General features: G+C 73.3%; 15 protein-coding genes. 10 read left to right on the forward strand and 5 right to left on the reverse strand.

Annotated elements, in window-relative coordinates; translation table 11 throughout:
* Positions 1–43: 43 nt before the first annotated feature.
* Positions 44–904 carry an IclR family transcriptional regulator gene (locus ACFYZ4_RS08185; protein ID WP_390783370.1) on the reverse strand — a complete coding sequence of 287 codons (861 nt, stop codon included), beginning with the start codon at positions 902–904 and terminating at the stop codon, positions 44–46.
* A 276-nt stretch (positions 905–1,180) separates the two neighbouring features.
* Between ACFYZ4_RS08185 and hsaA the strand changes: the two genes are divergently transcribed.
* Genes hsaA through ACFYZ4_RS08210 form a run of 5 tightly spaced genes read left to right on the forward strand, consistent with a single transcriptional unit; the run spans position 1,181 to position 6,321 of the window.
* Positions 1,181–2,350 carry a 3-hydroxy-9,10-secoandrosta-1,3,5(10)-triene-9,17-dione monooxygenase oxygenase subunit gene (gene hsaA / locus ACFYZ4_RS08190; protein WP_351289497.1) on the forward strand — a complete coding sequence of 390 codons (1,170 nt, stop codon included), beginning with the start codon at positions 1,181–1,183 and terminating at the stop codon, positions 2,348–2,350.
* Positions 2,350–3,210, forward strand: a complete 861-nt coding sequence (gene hsaD, locus ACFYZ4_RS08195) for a 4,5:9,10-diseco-3-hydroxy-5,9,17-trioxoandrosta-1(10),2-diene-4-oate hydrolase (RefSeq protein WP_351289495.1) — start codon at positions 2,350–2,352, stop codon at positions 3,208–3,210. The genes hsaA and hsaD overlap by 1 nt, the downstream gene beginning before the upstream one ends.
* Positions 3,211–3,230: 20 nt before the next feature.
* Positions 3,231–4,145, forward strand: a complete 915-nt coding sequence (locus tag ACFYZ4_RS08200; RefSeq protein WP_390783371.1) for a VOC family protein — start codon at positions 3,231–3,233, stop codon at positions 4,143–4,145.
* Entirely contained in the window at positions 4,133–4,621 is a 489-nt protein-coding gene (locus ACFYZ4_RS08205) for a flavin reductase family protein (protein ID WP_390783372.1), read from the forward strand. Before ACFYZ4_RS08200 ends, ACFYZ4_RS08205 begins: the two co-directional genes overlap by 13 nt.
* Complete coding sequence (locus ACFYZ4_RS08210) at positions 4,618–6,321, forward strand: FAD-dependent oxidoreductase (protein ID WP_390783373.1); 1,704 nt, start codon at positions 4,618–4,620, stop codon at positions 6,319–6,321. The genes ACFYZ4_RS08205 and ACFYZ4_RS08210 overlap by 4 nt, the downstream gene beginning before the upstream one ends.
* Here the strand turns inward: ACFYZ4_RS08210 and ACFYZ4_RS08215 are convergent.
* Positions 6,300–6,983 carry an HAD family acid phosphatase gene (locus tag ACFYZ4_RS08215; RefSeq protein ID WP_351289487.1) on the reverse strand — a complete coding sequence of 228 codons (684 nt, stop codon included), beginning with the start codon at positions 6,981–6,983 and terminating at the stop codon, positions 6,300–6,302. The genes ACFYZ4_RS08210 and ACFYZ4_RS08215 overlap by 22 nt on opposite strands.
* 134 nt (positions 6,984–7,117) lie before the next feature.
* Positions 7,118–8,032 carry a hypothetical protein gene (locus tag ACFYZ4_RS08220; RefSeq protein ID WP_390783374.1) on the reverse strand — a complete coding sequence of 305 codons (915 nt, stop codon included), beginning with the start codon at positions 8,030–8,032 and terminating at the stop codon, positions 7,118–7,120.
* Between the two features lie 173 nt (positions 8,033–8,205).
* On the opposite strand from ACFYZ4_RS08220, the gene ACFYZ4_RS08225 reads away from it, so the two are divergent.
* From ACFYZ4_RS08225 to ACFYZ4_RS08235, 3 genes are all read left to right on the forward strand, one after another.
* Entirely contained in the window at positions 8,206–8,958 is a 753-nt protein-coding gene (locus ACFYZ4_RS08225; protein ID WP_384348294.1) for a S1 family peptidase, read from the forward strand.
* 181 nt (positions 8,959–9,139) lie between these two features.
* The gene (locus tag ACFYZ4_RS08230; protein WP_390783375.1) at positions 9,140–9,793 is read left to right on the forward strand and encodes a response regulator; all 654 of its coding nucleotides are present in this window, start codon (positions 9,140–9,142) and stop codon (positions 9,791–9,793) included.
* A 334-nt stretch (positions 9,794–10,127) separates the two neighbouring features.
* A complete protein-coding gene (locus ACFYZ4_RS08235; protein ID WP_390783376.1) occupies positions 10,128–11,285 on the forward strand; it encodes a sensor histidine kinase in 1,158 nt (385 codons plus the stop codon).
* A gap of 621 nt (positions 11,286–11,906) precedes the next feature.
* Here ACFYZ4_RS08235 and ACFYZ4_RS08240 read toward each other — a convergent pair.
* Together ACFYZ4_RS08240 and ACFYZ4_RS08245 are read right to left on the reverse strand one after the other, a co-directional pair.
* Positions 11,907–12,299 carry a winged helix-turn-helix domain-containing protein gene (locus tag ACFYZ4_RS08240; RefSeq protein ID WP_384348635.1) on the reverse strand — a complete coding sequence of 131 codons (393 nt, stop codon included), beginning with the start codon at positions 12,297–12,299 and terminating at the stop codon, positions 11,907–11,909.
* Complete coding sequence (locus ACFYZ4_RS08245) at positions 12,296–12,715, reverse strand: hypothetical protein (RefSeq protein ID WP_390783377.1); 420 nt, start codon at positions 12,713–12,715, stop codon at positions 12,296–12,298. The genes ACFYZ4_RS08240 and ACFYZ4_RS08245 overlap by 4 nt, the downstream gene beginning before the upstream one ends.
* Positions 12,716–12,892: 177 nt before the next feature.
* Here ACFYZ4_RS08245 and ACFYZ4_RS08250 point away from each other — a divergent pair, with 177 nt between their 5' ends.
* Together ACFYZ4_RS08250 and pepN are read left to right on the forward strand one after the other, a co-directional pair.
* Positions 12,893–13,258, forward strand: coding sequence for a chorismate mutase (locus ACFYZ4_RS08250; protein WP_234323432.1), 366 nt, complete (start codon positions 12,893–12,895; stop codon positions 13,256–13,258).
* A 187-nt stretch (positions 13,259–13,445) separates the two neighbouring features.
* Positions 13,446–16,019: an aminopeptidase N gene (pepN, locus tag ACFYZ4_RS08255; RefSeq protein WP_390783378.1), complete on the forward strand. Its 2,574-nt coding sequence runs from the start codon at positions 13,446–13,448 to the stop codon at positions 16,017–16,019.
* The last annotated feature ends 87 nt before the right edge of the window (positions 16,020–16,106 follow it).

The raw sequence follows: 16,106 nt of genomic DNA on the forward strand, positions 1-16,106 counted from the left end.
CGGGACCGGGTCTTCGTTTCTTGCGGTGGGATATGACTACCCGCTACATCCACTCGCTGAACCGCAGCCAGCCCATCATGTTGTCCATCGCCTGTTCCGAGACCGCCGGCTCCAGGTCCTGCGGCCGTGCGGCGGCGGCCCGCCCGGGCCCGTACAGCTCGCGCCACACGGCTCGCGCGCAGGCCGCCACCGCCGGTGCCAGCCGGGCCAGTTCGCGCTCGCCCCGGCAGCAGGACACCGAGACCGCCGCCACGGCGCGGCCCGCGCCCCGCAGCGGCGCCGCCACGCAGGAGATGCCCCGGAAGCTCTCCTCCCGGTCGTAGGCCACCCCGCGCTCGCGGGTGGCCGCCAGCTCGGCGCGCAGGGCGAGCGGCCTGATCAGCGTCCGGGCCGTGCGCGGCCGCAGGCCCTGGGCCAGGACGTGTTCCACCGCCCCCGGATCGCCGAAGGCGAGGATCGCCTTGCCGGCGGCCGTGCAGTGGGCGGGCATCCGGCCGCCGACCCGGGAGGGCACCGTGGTGGCCTCCGAGCCGCCGATCCGCTCCAGACAGACCACCTCGGCCCCGTCCGGCACCGACAGGTGGACCAGCTGCCCGGTCTGTTCGTGCAGCGCGTGCAGCAGGGGCAGGGCGGCCCGGCGCAGCCGGTTGTGGTGGGAGGCGAGCGCGCCGAGCTCCAGCATCCGCATGCCCATCCGGTAGTCCCGGCCCTCGCGGTCCAGCCAGCGCAGCTGCACCAGCTGGTCGAGGATCCGGTGGGCGGAGGAGCGCGGGATCCCGGAGCGGCGGACGACCTCGGTGAGCGAGAGGCGCGGCTGCGGCCCCTCGAAGGCGCCCAGCACCCGGGCGGCCTTCTCCAGCAGCGACAGCGGTGCGAGCTCGGTGTCCATGGCCTGGTCAAGCACGAGAAACCCCCTGCGTGAGGCGTTGGGGCGACCCTGCCACGGGCCCCCGGGCGGAGGGAAGGACCGGGAGCGATGTATTTCATTCAGTAATACTTCGGATCGTCATGGTGACGTTCCGGGCCGGCTTCGGACCGCTTCCCACTCAGCGGGAACGCTCCGTTCCACGCCCCCGGCACCCGGGCGTACGTTCACCGCACCTCGAAGCCGTCGACCCCGTCGACCCCGTCGACCCCGTCGACCCGAGCCGTCGACCCCGTCGACCCGAGAAGGGACACCATGAGCGACGAAGACGTCCTCGAAGCCGTCCGCGCCCTCGCCCCGGCCCTGCGCGAACGCGCCGCCGAGGCGGAGGCCCGCCGCAAGGTCCCCGAGGAGACCGTCAAGGAGCTGGCGGACACCGGCTTCTTCCGCCTCCTCCAGCCCCGGGCCCACGGCGGCCGCGCCGCGAACCCCGCGCTCTTCTACGCCGCCGTCAAGGAGACGGCCAAGGCCTGCGGCTCCACCGGCTGGGTCGCCTCCGTCCTCGGCGTCCACCCCTGGCACGTCGCGCTCTACGACCCCCGCGCCCAGGAGGAGGTCTGGGGCGCCGACCCCGACACCCGCATCTGCTCCTCCTACGCCCCCACCGGCAAGGTCACCCCCGTCGACGGGGGGTTCACCCTCACCGGCCGCTGGCACTTCTCCTCCGGCTGCGACCACGCCGACTGGGCCCTGCTCGGCGGGCTCGTCACCGACGCCGAGGGCCGGCCCGTGGACATGCGGACCTTCCTCGTCCCGCGCACCCAGTACCGCATCGACGAGGTCTGGGACACCGTCGGGCTGCGCGGCTCCGGCTCCAACGACATCACCCTGGAGCAGGTGTTCGTCCCCGAACACCGCGCGCTGAGCTTCGGCCCGGTCACCGCCCTCAAGGTCCCCGGCCACGCGGTCAACCCCGAGCCGCTCTACCGGCTCCCGTACGCCACCGTCTTCACCACCACCATCTCCACCCCGATCGTCGGGATCGCCGAGGGCGCCTACGAGGGCTACGTCGCCGCGACCCGCGACCGGCTGCGCGTCTCCTACGGCCAGCAGGTCGCCGAGGACCCCTTCGCCCAGGTCCGCATCGCCCGCGCCGCCAGCGACATCGACGCCTCCTGGCTCCAGCTCCGGCGCAACATCGACGAGCTCTACGCCCTCGCCGAAGCCGGCGCCGAACTCCCGCTGCCGCTGCGCACCCGGGCCCGCCGCGACCAGGTCATCGCCACCGAACGCTGCGTCGCCGCCGTCGACCTGCTGATGGAGAACGCGGGCGGCAGCGCCATGCGGACCGGCCCGAACCCGGTCCAGCGGGCCTGGCGCGACGTCCACACCGGACGCGGGCACGCCGCCAACGACCCCGAGCGGGCCCTGGTCCTCTTCGGCCAGGGCGCACTCGGCCTCGACATCCAGGACACGATGTTGTGATGATCACTTACGAGAGCACCTCGCGCACCGCCCGGGCCGGACAGCTCACCCTCCACTTCCACGAGGCGGGCCCGCAGACCGAAGCCGCCCCCGTCCTCATCCTGCTCCACGGCGGCGGACCCGGCGCTTCCGCATGGTCCAACTTCGGCCGCAACCTGCCCTTCTTCGCCCGGCGGTTCCGCACCCTGCTCGTCGACCAGCCCTGCTACGGCCGCTCCGACAAGCCCGAACCCGACCGCGACTACTTCAGCTTCAGCGCCGCCGCGATCGCCGCCCTGATGGACGAACTCGGCATCGAAAAGGCCCACTTCATCGGCAACTCCCTCGGCGGCGGCGCAGCCGTCCGGATGTCCCTCAACCACCCGGACAAGGTCGACAAGCTCCTGCTCATGGGCCCCGGCGGCATCTCCGTCAACCTCTTCTCGGCCGACCCCACCGAAGGCATCCGCCGCCTCTTCGCGTTCAGCCTCGCCGCCGAACCGACCCGCGAACAGATGCGCGCCTTCCTCACGACCCTCGTGCACGACCCCTCGCTCGTCACCGACGAACTCGTCGAGGAGCGCTACACCCAGGCCATGGACCCCGACGCCCGGCTCGGCAACGCCCGGATGGGCGCCTCCTTCGCCAACCCGGCCTGGCAGCAGGACACCCTGCTCTGGCGCGAGGCCCACCGCATCGGCCACCCCACCCTCCTCACCTGGGGCCGCGAGGACCGGGTCAACCCCCTCGACGGGGCGCTGCTCGCCCTCAAGGCCATCCCCGACGCCCGGCTGCACGTCTTCCCGCGCTGCGGCCACTGGGCGCAGACCGAGGCCTTCGACGAGTTCAACCGCCTTGCCGCCGACTTCTTCTCACACTGACCACAGAACCGAGGACACCCATGGGAACGGACATCCGCGCACTCGGCTACCTCCGCATCGAGACCACCGACCTCCCCGCCTGGCGCACGTACGTCCTGGACGTCCTCGGCATGACCGAGGCCGAGGGCACCACCGACACCCTGCTGAACGTCCGCATCGACGACCGCGTCCACCGCTTCCAGTTCGTCGCCGGCAGCCGGGACCGGCTGCTCGCCGCAGGCTTCGAAGTCGCCTCCGCCAGGGCCCTGAAGGAGGCGGCCGCCGTCCTGGAGGCCACCGGACACGCCGTCAAGTCGGGCGACGACGAGACCCTCGCCGACCGCCGCGTCCAGGGCCTGATCCACTGCACCGACCCCAGCGGCAACCCGCTGGAGATCTACTGGGGCCAGGCACAGGACCACAGCCCGCTCGCCGCCCCGTACGGGAACCGCTTCGTGACCGGGACCGCCTCCGGAGAGCCGCTGGGCCTGGGCCACGTGGTCCTGCCCGCCCCCGACACGGAGACCACCCTCGACTTCTACGAGAACCTCCTCGGCTTCCAGCTGCGCGACTCGATGAAGCTGCCCCCGGCCGCCGTCCCCACCGGCCGGCCCGGCCGGGACCCCTACCGGATGCACTTCCTCAGCCCGAACCGCCGCCACCACAGCCTCGGCCTCTACCCCGGCGCACTGCCGCCCGGCATCGTCCACTTCATGGTCGAGCTGGCGACCCTCGACGACGTCGGCTACTGCCTGGACCGGATGAACGCGGCGGGCATCCCCATCGCCTCCACCCTCGGCCGGCACTCCAACGACCACATGGTCTCCTTCTACGCGCAGGCCCCCGGCGGCTTCCAGGTCGAGTACGGCTGGGACGGGCTCGTCGTGGACCCCGCCACCTGGACGGCGAAGGAGATCACCGCGGACAGCTTCTGGGGCCACCAGTGGAGCGCCTGATCGACCCACGGGCCTTCCGCGAGGTCCTCGGAGCCTTCGCCTCCGGCATCACCGTCGTGGCGGCCGTCGGGGAGGACGGCCGCCCGGCGGGCCTGGCCTGCCAGTCCTTCGCCTCCCTCTCCCTGGACCCGCCGCTGGTCCTGCTGTGCGTGGGCAGGTCCTCCTCCAGCTGGCCCGCCGTACGGGCGGCCGGCCGGTTCGGGATCAGCATCCTCGCCGAGGAGCAGCGCGCGGTCTGCGAGGCGCTCGGGCGGCGGGGAGGCGAGAAGTTCGAGGGCGTGGGGTGGGAGGCCTCGCCGCACGGCGCCGTCCACATCACCGGGGCGCTCGCCACCCTCGACTGCGCCCTCGAAACCGTCCACGAGGCCGGGGACCACCACCTGGTGACCGCCCGGATCCTCGGCCTGGCCGCCCGCGACGGCGGCGCGCCCCTGCTCTACTTCCGCAGCGACTACGCCACCGGAGCCTTCGCATGACCTCTGTGAACGAGCCCGAGTACGACGTGGTGGTCGTGGGATCCGGCGCCGCCGGCTTCGCCGCGGCCGTCACCGCCCGGCTGCGCGGCCTGAGCGTCCTCGTGGTCGAGAAGACCGACAAGTACGGCGGCTCCACCGCCCTGTCCGGCGGCGCGATCTGGGTCCCCGGCAACCTCCACCTCGACCGGGCGGCCCTCGCCGACACCCGCGAGAAGGCCCGCGCCTACCTCGACGCCACCGTCGGCGACCGGGTCCCGGCCGCCCGCAAGGACGCGTACCTCGCCCACGGGCCGCGCATGGTCGCGGAGTTCCACGAACGCACCGAGATCCGCTTCATGTACACCCCCGGCTACCCGGACTACTTCCCCGAGGCCCAGGGCGGCATGGCGCAGGGCCGCTCCGTCGAGCCGTGCATCGTGGACTTCAGGCGGCTGGGGGAGGCCCGCCACGCCATGCGCCGGGCGGGCCTGCCCACGTACGGACTGACCATGACCTCCCACGACTTCCGCTTCCTCAACATGGCCGGCCGGACCTGGGCGGGCCGCAGGACCTCCCTCAAGGTCGGCGCGCGGGCGCTCGGGGCCCTGGTCACCGGCCGCAGGCTGCTCTCCCTCGGCGAGGCGCTGATCGCCCGGATGCGGCTCTCGCTGGACCGCCTCGGCGGCGACCTGTGGCTGTCGTCGCCGCTGACCGGGCTGGTCACGGACGCGGCGGGCCGGGTGACGGGCGTACGGGTCACCCGGGCCGGGCGGACGGTGACCGTACGGGCCCGGGGCGGGGTGGTGCTGGCCTCGGGCGGGTTCTCGCACGACCAGGCGCTGCGCGAGAAGCACCTGCCGCACCCGACGTCGACGGCCTGGACGCACGCCTCGGAGGGCCAGACCGGCGACGCCCTGCGGTGCGGTGAGGCGCTGGGGGCCGCCACCGACCTGCTGGACAAGGTGTGGGGCGCGCCGTCGGTGTGCCCGCCCGGCGAGAAGCCGTTCTTCCTCGTCGCCGACCGCGGCATCCCGGGCATGGTCATCGTCAACGAGGCGGGGGAGCGGTACGCCAACGAGGCGGCGCCGTACCACGCGTTCGTCGACCGGATGTACGCCGCCGACCGCCCCGAGGCGCGGACCGTGCCGTCGTGGCTGGTCCTCGACGCCCGCTCCAAGGCCCGGTACCTCTTCGCCGGGCTCCTGCCCGGACAGCCCTTCCCCGGGCGGTGGCTGGAGAGCGGGTTCGTGAAGAAGGCCGACACGGTGGAGGAGCTGGCCCACCGGATCGGGGCGCCCGGCCTGCCCGCCGCGATCCGCCGCTTCAACGGCTTCGCCGAGCGGGGCACCGACGAGGACTTCGGCCGGGGGAACAGCGTCTACGACCGCTACTACGGCGACCCGACGCTGGCCAACCCCAACCTGGCACCGCTCGACAAGGGCCCCTTCCACGCGGTCCCCGTGCACCCGGGGGACATCGGCACCAAGGGCGGCCTGGTCACCGACGGGGACGCCCGGGTGCTCCGCGAGGACGGCCGGCCGATCGCCGGCCTCTACGCCTCCGGGAACTGCTCGGCGGCGGTGATGGGCGGGACCTACCCGGGCCCGGGCGCCACGATCGGCCCGGCGATGGCCTTCGGCTGGGCGGCCGTCAACGCCATCGCCGCGGCGCTCGCACCGTCGGGCGGGGAACCCTCGGGTCAGGACAGCTTGCCGTTGTAGTCCGGCAGCTTGACGGTGCGCTCGGCGTGGCCGCCGACGAGGTCGGTCGGGCTGTTGCCGATGTTGGCGATGATCGTGTAGCCGCGGGCCTCGATCTCCGCGCGCTTGCCCGTCTTGTAGGCGCTCACCTCGTCGAACAGGTCGGGCAGGTCACGGACGTAGAGCCCCGAGACCGGGTAGCCGACGGCCTTGAGGTTGCGCTCGGTGAGGGAGTGGATGATCCCCGGCCGGGCGGTGACGAAGAAGACGGCCACCCCGTGGGCGTGCGCGTACTGGGTCAGGGCGCGGACCTTGGCGATCGCCGGGGTCGGGAAGGTCCAGAACCAGTGGAAGTCCGTCTCCAGCGAGGTGTTGTCGATGTCGAGGACGAGGGCCGGCTTCTCGCCGGCGGGCGAGGCGGCGATGCGCTGCTCGATGCCGGGGCGGGCCGCGTCGACGACGGCGGCCACGTCCCGCTGCCAGGTGGCGTAGTCGATGCCGAGGATCGCCGCGTTGCCGCCGGGAGCGGAGGCGGACACGGAGACGGCCGCGGGCGCCGGCGCCGGCGCGGCGGCGGGGGCCGCCTGGGCGGCGGTGGCCGGAACCAGCGTCATGACGGTGGCCGCTGCGGCCACGCCGACGGCGGCGGTACGGGACATACGGGTGCGGCGGGTGCTGCGCATGTGGGGGCGCTCCTCGGTCACGAATTGACGTGTACGCGACCAGAGTTGGCGAGATCCGCCCCCATGTCTACTGGCCGGTAAGAAACTTTTCGTGGCCGACCGGTGAATGAAGATCGTCCGGATGCCCCCTGGTGCTACGTCTCGCAGTCGAGGACCGTGCGGCAGAGGCCGCACCGGGCGCGGAGCCGCCCACGCACCGGCAGCCGCAGCCGTTGCCCGCAGACCGGGCAGGGGAAGCTCACCCGCAACCCGGGGCCGTCGGCCTCGAAGCGGTACCCCGGGCCGTCCGCCGATCCCTTGGCCGGTCCCTCCGCCGGGGTGGGTCCGGTGCGCCGGGCCTTCGCGTACCGCCGCCGCGCCAGCGGGCCCGCGGCCGCCAGCGGGGGCCGGCGGAGGTCCCGCTCGGCCTGTGCGCGCCCGCGCACGTACGCCTCGTACGCCTGCGGGCTGGTGAACCAGGTGGAGGGGTCCTCGCCGAACAGGGCGGCCCGTCTGGCGAGGACGTAGCCGAACTCCTCCGGCGTGAGGTAGCCGAACTTCTGGTGGGTGAGCGCGTCCTCGCGGTAGGCGTCGAGCAGCAGCCAGCCCGCCCCGAGGTAGACGGCGGCGGTGTCGGTGAGGATCTCGTTCTCCTCGGTGCCGGGGAAGCGCAGCCCGAGCCGGTGCAGCAGGACGTGGGTGACCTCGTGGGACAGGGCCGCCGCCAGGTCCCGGCGGTGGGTGCGGAAGCGGTCGCTGACCTCGACGAAGTACTCGGGGCCCGCGGCCAGTTCCACGGTGGCCGCCTGCTCCATCGGCCGGAAGGCGACCACCATGCGCGCATCGGGCAGCCGCAGGGCCCGCACCATCGCCGAGGCCACCCGCTGCGCGCCCAGGTGCAGGTCGTCGGCGGCGTCGAAGGCGGCGTCGGCGGGGGCGACGCTCGTGGCGTAGGCGCGGATCCCCTCCGCCGACAGGCATCGGAAGAGCGCGGTGATCGAGTCCCGCACCGTCGTCAGATGCGGAAATCCGTGCTCGATCGGACCTCCCGGCCCGCCGTTCTGCGTCATCGCGTCCCCTTCGCCGCAATCCCTGTCGTCCGAACGGATGATTGGCCGAAAATGCGTTCTTGATGGCGCCCATATCCCTGATGTGTCATGGACCCGTCATTCACCCGATGACACGCACGGCCCAACCCCCCACGAAAGGCAGTGTGTTGACTGTGACCACCCTTGTGCAGTTCATGAAGCGCAGCCTCGCCGTCGGAGCCGTCGCCCTCGCGGCGGTCAGCCTCCAGCCCGGATCCGCCTCGGCCGGAACGGCCCCCGTCGTCGGCGGCACCCGCGCCGCGCAGGGCGAGTTCCCCTTCATGGTGCGCCTCTCCATGGGCTGCGGCGGCGCCCTCTACACCCAGCAGATCGTCCTCACCGCCGCCCACTGTGTGAACGGCTCCGGCAACAACACCTCCATCACCGCCACCGCCGGCGTCGTCGACCTCAACAGCTCCAGCGCCATCAAGGTCAAGTCCACCAAGGTCCTGCGCGCCCCCGGCTACAACGGCAGCGGCAAGGACTGGGCCCTGATCAAGCTCGCCAAGCCCATCAACCTGCCCACCCTCAAGATCGCCGAGACCAAGCAGTACGACAACGGCACCTTCACCGTCGCCGGCTGGGGCGCCACCCGCGAGGGCGGCGGCCAGCAGCGCTACCTCATGAAGGCCCAGGTCCCCTTCGTCTCCGACGCCAGCTGCCAGGCCTCGTACGGCAGCTCCCTGATCCCGGGCGAGGAGATCTGCGCCGGCTTCGACCAGGGCGGCGTCGACACCTGTCAGGGCGACTCCGGCGGCCCGATGTTCCGCCGCGACAACAACAACGCCTGGATCCAGGTAGGCATAGTCAGCTGGGGCGAAGGCTGCGCCCGCCCCGACTACCCGGGCGTCTACACCGAGGTCTCCACCTTCGCCGCCGCGATCAAGAGCGCCGCGGCGAGCATGTAGCACCCCCTCGTCCCTCCGGCCGGGCGCGCACGGCGCGATCCGGCCGGAAGGACGAGGCGCCCCGCCCCGCCCGTACGCAGGGTCGGTCGGGGCTCCGTGCGGTTGCGGGCCGACGCGCGCACCGGTCCCATGGGAAGCGACCGGAGGCGGCAGCGGCGGGCGAGAGCGGGGCAGGTGGCGCATGGCGATCAGGGTGGTCATCGCGGACGACCAGGACATGGTCAGAACCGGCTTCCGGATGATCCTCGAAAGCCAGCCGGACATCGAGGTCGTCGCCGACGTCGTCGACGGCGAGGCCGCCCTCGCGGCCGTCGCCGAGCACCGCCCCGACGTCCTCCTCCTCGACATCCGCATGCCGAAAATGGACGGCCTCGAAGTGACCCGGCGGCTGTCCGGCAGCGACACCCCGCACATCGTCATCGTCACCACCTTCGACCTCGACGAGTACGTCCACGCGGCACTCCACGGCGGAGCGTCCGGCTTCCTCCTGAAGGACGCCAGCCCGGCCATGCTGGTTGAAGCGGTCCGCGCGGCGGCCGTCGGCGACTCCCTCGTCTCGCCCGCCATCACGGTGCGGCTGCTGCGCGAGATGGCCCCGAAGACCCCGGCCTCCCAGGCCCGCCGCCCCGCCGAACCCCTCACGGAACGAGAACGCCAGGTCGTCCGCTGCCTCGCGCGCGGCCTGACCAACGCCGAGATCGCCGCGGAGCTGTTCGTCTCCCTGTCCACGGTCAAAACCCACCTGGCCAACGTCCAGGCCAAACTCGACGCCCGCAACCGCGTCGAGATCGCCGCCTGGGCCTGGGAAAGCGGCCTGGCCGCCAACACGGCGTGACGCCGCACCCCGAGCAGCCCCCCGCCCTCGCGGCCGGGGCCCGCCCAGGAACCCTCCCGGCGCGGCCGCGCGCACTCCGGCCTCACCGCCGCCCGGGGCAAGCGGGCCCGGCGGCGGAACCCCCGGCCACCCTGCGCCCGCCCCGGCCGGCGCCCTCGACTGTCCTGCCCGGGGGCCCGCCAGGGCCTCCGGCGCGGCCGGGCACGCTTCAGCCTCTTCCCCGCGGCAGCCGGGGGAGTGCGGGGCGCGGAGCCCCGGGGGGCTTCGGCGCAGCCGCGCCGTACCCGCGCGGCCGGGCCCGCACGTGGACCCGTACCGGCGCCGGGATCACCCGGTGAGCCCCCTGTCCGGCTGGGCCCGCCACCACCCGCACACCGCCGGCGGGCTCCGCCTCTCCCTCTCCCTCGTCCTCCTCGCCCTCGTCACCTTCGAGGGCGTCGTCCTGGCCCGCCAGCCCAGCCTCCCGCACGCCGCCGTCTGGGCGTCCGGCGTCCTCGTCTGCCTCAGCGCCGCGCCCTGGCCCGCCATCCCCCTCCTGACGCGCGCCTGGTTCGCGGCGGCCGTCACCTGGACCGTCACCCTCTTCCTGATGTTCGGCCACCAACCGCTCGTGGTCTGGGGCGGCGGCGAGGCCATCGCCCTCCTCGTCCTGCTCTCGCAGGTCCTGCTCCACGCCCCCGCCCGCACCGCCGCCGTCCTCGGCCCGCTGCTCGGCCTCGGCTGCATGGCCGTACCCGTCCGGGACAGCGACCCCGGCCGGTTCACCCTGCTCTTCTCGGTCCTCGCGGTCGTCGTCGGCGCGTACTCCCTCCTGCTGCGCCTCCAGTCCGCGCAGCGCGTACGCGACCTGCACGCCGTGCGCACCGCCGAACGCCTCGAACTCGCCCGCGAGCTCCACGACCTCGTCGCCCACCACGTCACCGGCATCGTCGTCGAGGCGCGGGCCGCCCGCTTCACCCAGGTCTCCGCCGAACGCGCCGGCGAGATCTTCGGCCGCATCGAGACCGCCGGGGACGAGGCCCTCGTCTCCATGCGCCGCCTCGTCAAGATCCTCCGCGAGAACGACGACGGCTCCACGGCCGCCACCACCACCGCCCCCGTCGCCGGCCTCGCCGAGATCCGCGGGCTCACCGAGCGCTTCGCCCGGACCGGACCGCCCGTCGCCCTCTCCATCGAGAATGGCCTGGAGGACCGCCTCCCCGCCCACGTCGCGGCCACCGCCCACCGCATCGTCCTCGAAGCCCTCACCAACATCGGCAAGCACGCCGCCACCGCCACCGCCGTCCGCGTGGGCCTGCGCATCGTCCCCGCCGGCCTCGAACTCCGCATCGCCAACGACGGTGGCCACCCCGCCACGCTCTCCGAGAACGCGCGCGGCGGCGGCTACGGCCTCGCCGGCATGGCCGAACGCGCGGAAGCCCTCGGCGGCTCCCTCACCGCCGGCCCCACCCCGGAGGGCGGCTGGCTGGTCACGGCGACCCTGCCACTGTGACTCCCGCCGGGACCCACCCCGCGCCTCAATCGCAGACGAGGCCGAAGCAGCGCGGCAACCCCGAACAACCGGGGCCCGGCCCCGCGCCTCAATCGCCGGCGAGGCTGAATTTGGTGCGGCGGGGGCTGGATTGGTGCGGCGGGGTTGGATGGCGCGGCTCAAAGACCGGGGCTCCGCCCCGCACCCCGCGCCTCAATCGCCGGCGGGGCTGAAATGGTGCGGCGGAGGCTGGAGTGTGCGGCAAGGCTGGATGGTGTGGGCGGGGCTGGAGTTGGTGCGGCGAAGCCGAAAGGTGGCAGGGGCTGGGGTAGCAGCCGGGCCGGTTGGGCCGGGGTCGGGTGTGTGTCGGGGTGATCCCCGCAGGGCGTCGAACGCACTTCTGCCGAGCTCTCCGACCCCTCGACACGTTCGACGTCCGAGGAGACGCCCCGGCGCGCGCCCGGCCCCGGCACAACCGGCCCCCCCACAGGAAACCCGGCCCGAGCGGCGCAGCCAACCGGCGCCCGGCCCCGGCACAACCGGCCCCCACCCACTCGGCCCCGGCGCAGCCGGCCCCCCGTATCTGCCCGAGCGGCGCAGCCAACCGCCCCCGTACCCGCCCGAGCGGCGCAGCCAACCGGCTTAGCCCAGGGCGATGGCCCTCAGCGCGGCGAGGTGGCGTTGGTAGACGGTTCGGCCCTCGGGGGTCAGTGAGAGCCAGGTGCGCGGGCGGCGCCCGACGCGCCCCTTGCGGACCGAGACCCAGCCCGCTTCCTCCAACGCCGCGACCTGCTTGGACAGCGCCGAGTCAGTCACCTCGACCAGGTCCCGTACGAAACCGAACTCGGCCTTGTCCAGCGGCTCCAGCGCCGCCACCACCGACAGCCGTACGGGCGCGTTGAGCAGCGGCGCGAGATCGTGCCGCGGATGACCGGCCCGCTTCGCCTCCCCGGCCGGGCTCTCCCCGGCCGGCCCTGCCCCCGCCGGCCCCGCCCCGGCCGGCCCCGCCCCGGCCGTCGTCTCCTCGCCCGTCATGCCGCACCCCGCATCTCCGACCACGCCCCCACCGCGAGCGGCAACGCGCACACCAGCGCGGCCCCCGCCGCGAACGGCACGCTGCGGCCGACCACCGTGGTGCCGAGCAGGACCATCAGGGCGAAGACCGCCGCCCAGGACCCCACCAGTACCCCGTGCTTCATCCCGAACCCCCGGCGCACCACGCGCTGCCGCGCCGCGTACAGGCTCAGCCCGCTCACGAGCAGCACGTTGATCACCCCCATCAGCGTCACCGCGACCGGTCCGCGCCCCAGTACGGCCAGCGGTACGAGCACCAGCTGCCCGGCGGCGAACGCCCACAGGTAGCGCGCGTACCAGCCGCTCTGCGCCCGGGCCGCCTTCTCCATCCCGGCCGCCCGGCCCAGTGCCCCGGCCGCTTCCACTGCCTCGCCCATGACTCCCCCTTGCTCGAACCTGCTCGAACAGCTCACATCTCATCGGTCGATTTCCAATATGGTGACTACTTTCCACTTTGGCAAGTAAGTAGCCCGGGCCCACCCCACCGCCCGCCCCCGTCTCACAGGCCGACTGCCCGGAGACTCACCGGCCGCAGCCACGTATTCTCGGGAACCATGAACATCAGCGACCTCGACAACGGCGCGGGCCCGGGCGCGGGCACCGGCAAGGGCGCCGCCGGCGGCATCGACGAGAGCGTCACCGCCGAACTCGCCCGCCTGCGGGACAGCATCGACAACATCGACGCGGCCGTGGTCCACATGCTCGCCGAACGCTTCAAGTGCACCCAGCAGGTCGGCCACCTCAAGGCCCGGCACCAGCTGCCGCCCGCCGACCCGGGCCGCGAGGCCAGCCAGATCGCCCGGCTGCGCCAGCTCGCCGAGAACGCCAAGCTCGATCCCGCCTTCGCCGAGAAGCTCCTCAACTTCATCATCGCCGAGGTCATCCGCCACCACGAGACGATCGCCGCGGGCGAGGAGTAGCCGCCGGGGAGCGGCGTCCGCGCAGCGGAAGCCGGAACGGAAAGCCGGAAGCCGGAAGCCGGAAGCCGGAAGCCGGAAGCCGGAAGCCGGAGCGGGAAGTCGGAACCAGAGCACAGAACCGCAAGCCGGAACCAGAGCCGGATCCGGAAGATCGAGCTCCGCCCCCCGCTGCGGCAGCATGGCCCCCATGTCCGCACTGACGCGCAACGAAGCGCAGCTCCGAGCCCGGCTCCTCGACGTCCACCACTACGCCGTCACCCTCGACCTCACCGGCCACGACACCGGCACCGGCGACGGCCACGGCACCACCGGCACCGCCGACGGCGACGAAACCTTCGACTCGACCACCGTCATCCGGTTCACCGCCCGCACCGCCGGTGACACCTTCGTCGAGCTGAAGCCGCAGGAGCTGCGCTCCGTCACCCTCGACGGCCGCCCCCTCGACCCGGCCGCCCTCGAAGACAACCGGCTCCCGCTCACCGGCCTCACCGAGGGCCCCCACGAGCTGCACCTCGACACCCGCATGCGCTACTCCCGCACCGGTGAGGGCCTGCACCGCTTCACCGACCCCGCGGACGGGGAAACGTACCTCTACAGCCAGATGTTCATGGACGACGTGCAGCGCGTCTTCCCGGCCTTCGACCAGCCCGACCTCAAGGCCGTCTTCGAGTTCACCGTCACCGCCCCCGCGCACTGGACCGTCCTCGCCAACGGCATCACCACCCGCCTCGCCGACCGCGACACGGACGGCGCCGGCATCTGGCAGTCCGCCCCCACACCCGTCATCTCCACCTACCTCGCCGCCGTCGCCGCCGGCCCCTGGCACAGCGTGACCACCGAACACGCCGGACTGCCCTTCGGCATCCACTGCCGCCGGTCCCTCGCCCCCCACATGGACGCCGACGCCGACGAGATCCTGTCCATCACCAAGGACTGCTTCGACCGGTACCAGGAGAAGTTCGGCGAGCCGTACCCCTTCGACTCGTACGACCAGGCCTTCGTACCCGAGTTCAACGCCGGCGCCATGGAGAACCCCGGACTCGTCACCTTCCGCGACGAGTTCATCTACCGCTCCGCCGTCACCGACACCGAACGCCAGTCCCGGGCCATGGTCATCGCCCACGAGATGGCCCACATGTGGTTCGGCGACCTCGTCACCCTCGCCTGGTTCGACGACATCTGGCTCAACGAGTCCTTCGCCGAGTACATGGGCTACCAGACCCTCACCGAAGCCACCCGCTTCACCGACACCTGGACCGACTTCGGCGTCACCCGCAAGCCCTGGGGCTACGACGCCGACCAGCGGCCCTCCACCCACCCCGTCGCCCCCGCCCCCGACGACGTCCCCGACACCGCCTCCGCCCTCCTCAACTTCGACGGCATCTCCTACGCCAAGGGCGCCTCCGCCCTGCGCCAGCTCGTCGCCTGGCTCGGCGAGAAGGACTTCCTGGCCGGCATCAACACCCACTTCGCCCGCCACAAGTTCGCCAACGCCTCCCTCGCCGACTTCATCGACTCCCTCGCCGCCCACACCGAACGCGACGTCCGCGCCTGGGCCGACATCTGGCTGCGCACCACCGGCACCGACACCCTCACCCCGCGCATCGAGGAAGCCGCCCACGGCGCCGACGGGGCCGCCGGCTGGACCCTCACCGTCGACCGCCGCGGCAGCCGCCCGCACCACATCACCGTCGGCATGTACGACCGCGACCCCGCCGACGGCCGCACCCTGGAACCCCGCGAGCCCCTCGCCCTCGACATCCCCTCCGACGAGGTCGTCTCGGTCGGCGGCGCCCGCCCCGCGCTGCTCCTCCTCAACGACGGGGACTTCACCTACGCCAAGGTCCGGCTCGACGACACCTCTCTCGAAACGGTCCTGCACGGCCTGTCCGGCATCCCCGACGCCCTCACCCGCGCCGTCGTCTGGAACGCCCTGCGCGACATGGTCCGCGACGGCGAACTGGACCCGCAGGAGTACCTGCTGACCGCCGAGGCGCACCTGCCGGAGGAACACGACCTGGCCATCGTCCAGGGCGTGCTCTCCTTCGCCCGCACCCAGGTCGCCGTGCGCTACGTCGCCCCCGAAGGGCGGACCGCCGCCCTGGCCACCCTCACCACCATCGCCCGCGACCTGATCCGCCGCACCGAGGACGGCTCGGAGCCCGGCCTGCGGCTCACCGCCGTACGCACCCTCATCGACAGCGCCACCCGGCCCGACACGATCGACGCCTGGCTCGCCGACGACACCGTCCCCGGCGGCCCCGCACTCGACCCCGAGCTGCGCTGGCGGATCCTCGCCCGCCTCGCCGTCCTCGGCACCGTCGAGGAGGCCGACATCGACGCCGCCCTCGCCGCCGACCCCAGCGCCACCGGCCAGGAAGGAGCGGCCCGCTGCCGCGCCTCCCTCCCCACCCCCGAGGCCAAGGCCGCCGGCTGGAACCGGCTCTTCCACGACGACAGCCTGTCCAACTACCTCTTCAGCGCCACCGCCCAGGGCTTCTGGCAGCCCGAACAGGCCGACCTCGTCGAGGAGTACGTCACCCGCTACTACGCCGATGCCGTCGCCCTCGGCGCCCGCCGCGGCCCCGCCATCGGCGAAGCCGCCGGCCGCTGGGCCTTCCCCGCCTACGCCATCGACGAGGCCAACCTCCAGGCCGGCCACGCCTGCCTCGCCAACCCGGACATCCTCCCCCTCCTGCGCCGCAAACTCGTCGACCAGCTCGACGACCTGGCCCGCGCCCTCCGCGTCCGCACCGCCTGACCGGCGCGGGGCTCACAAGCCGGCGGGGCCGAACACTCGGCCTCGCCGGCCTCGCCGGCCTCGCCGGCCTGACCGGAAAGACCGGAC

Origin of the sequence: Streptomyces sp. NPDC001513 (assembly GCF_042894695.1) — a bacterium.
Lineage (GTDB): Bacteria > Actinomycetota > Actinomycetes > Streptomycetales > Streptomycetaceae > Streptomyces.

Excerpts from the sequence above, each read along its gene's own strand:
- pepN (WP_390783378.1), top strand. The coding sequence starts at position 13,446 with ATGTCCGCACTGACGCGCAACGAAGCGCAGCTCCGAGCCCGGCTCCTC.
- ACFYZ4_RS08240 (WP_384348635.1), bottom strand. The coding sequence starts at position 12,299 with ATGACGGGCGAGGAGACGACGGCCGGGGCGGGGCCGGCCGGGGCGGGG.
- ACFYZ4_RS08250 (WP_234323432.1), top strand. The coding sequence starts at position 12,893 with ATGAACATCAGCGACCTCGACAACGGCGCGGGCCCGGGCGCGGGCACC.
- ACFYZ4_RS08200 (WP_390783371.1), top strand. The coding sequence starts at position 3,231 with ATGGGAACGGACATCCGCGCACTCGGCTACCTCCGCATCGAGACCACC.
- ACFYZ4_RS08230 (WP_390783375.1), top strand. The coding sequence starts at position 9,140 with ATGGCGATCAGGGTGGTCATCGCGGACGACCAGGACATGGTCAGAACC.
- hsaD (WP_351289495.1), top strand. The coding sequence starts at position 2,350 with ATGATCACTTACGAGAGCACCTCGCGCACCGCCCGGGCCGGACAGCTC.
- ACFYZ4_RS08245 (WP_390783377.1), bottom strand. The coding sequence starts at position 12,715 with ATGGGCGAGGCAGTGGAAGCGGCCGGGGCACTGGGCCGGGCGGCCGGG.
- hsaA (WP_351289497.1), top strand. The coding sequence starts at position 1,181 with ATGAGCGACGAAGACGTCCTCGAAGCCGTCCGCGCCCTCGCCCCGGCC.
- ACFYZ4_RS08215 (WP_351289487.1), bottom strand. The coding sequence starts at position 6,983 with ATGCGCAGCACCCGCCGCACCCGTATGTCCCGTACCGCCGCCGTCGGC.
- ACFYZ4_RS08210 (WP_390783373.1), top strand. The coding sequence starts at position 4,618 with ATGACCTCTGTGAACGAGCCCGAGTACGACGTGGTGGTCGTGGGATCC.
- ACFYZ4_RS08220 (WP_390783374.1), bottom strand. The coding sequence starts at position 8,032 with ATGACGCAGAACGGCGGGCCGGGAGGTCCGATCGAGCACGGATTTCCG.
- ACFYZ4_RS08225 (WP_384348294.1), top strand. The coding sequence starts at position 8,206 with ATGAAGCGCAGCCTCGCCGTCGGAGCCGTCGCCCTCGCGGCGGTCAGC.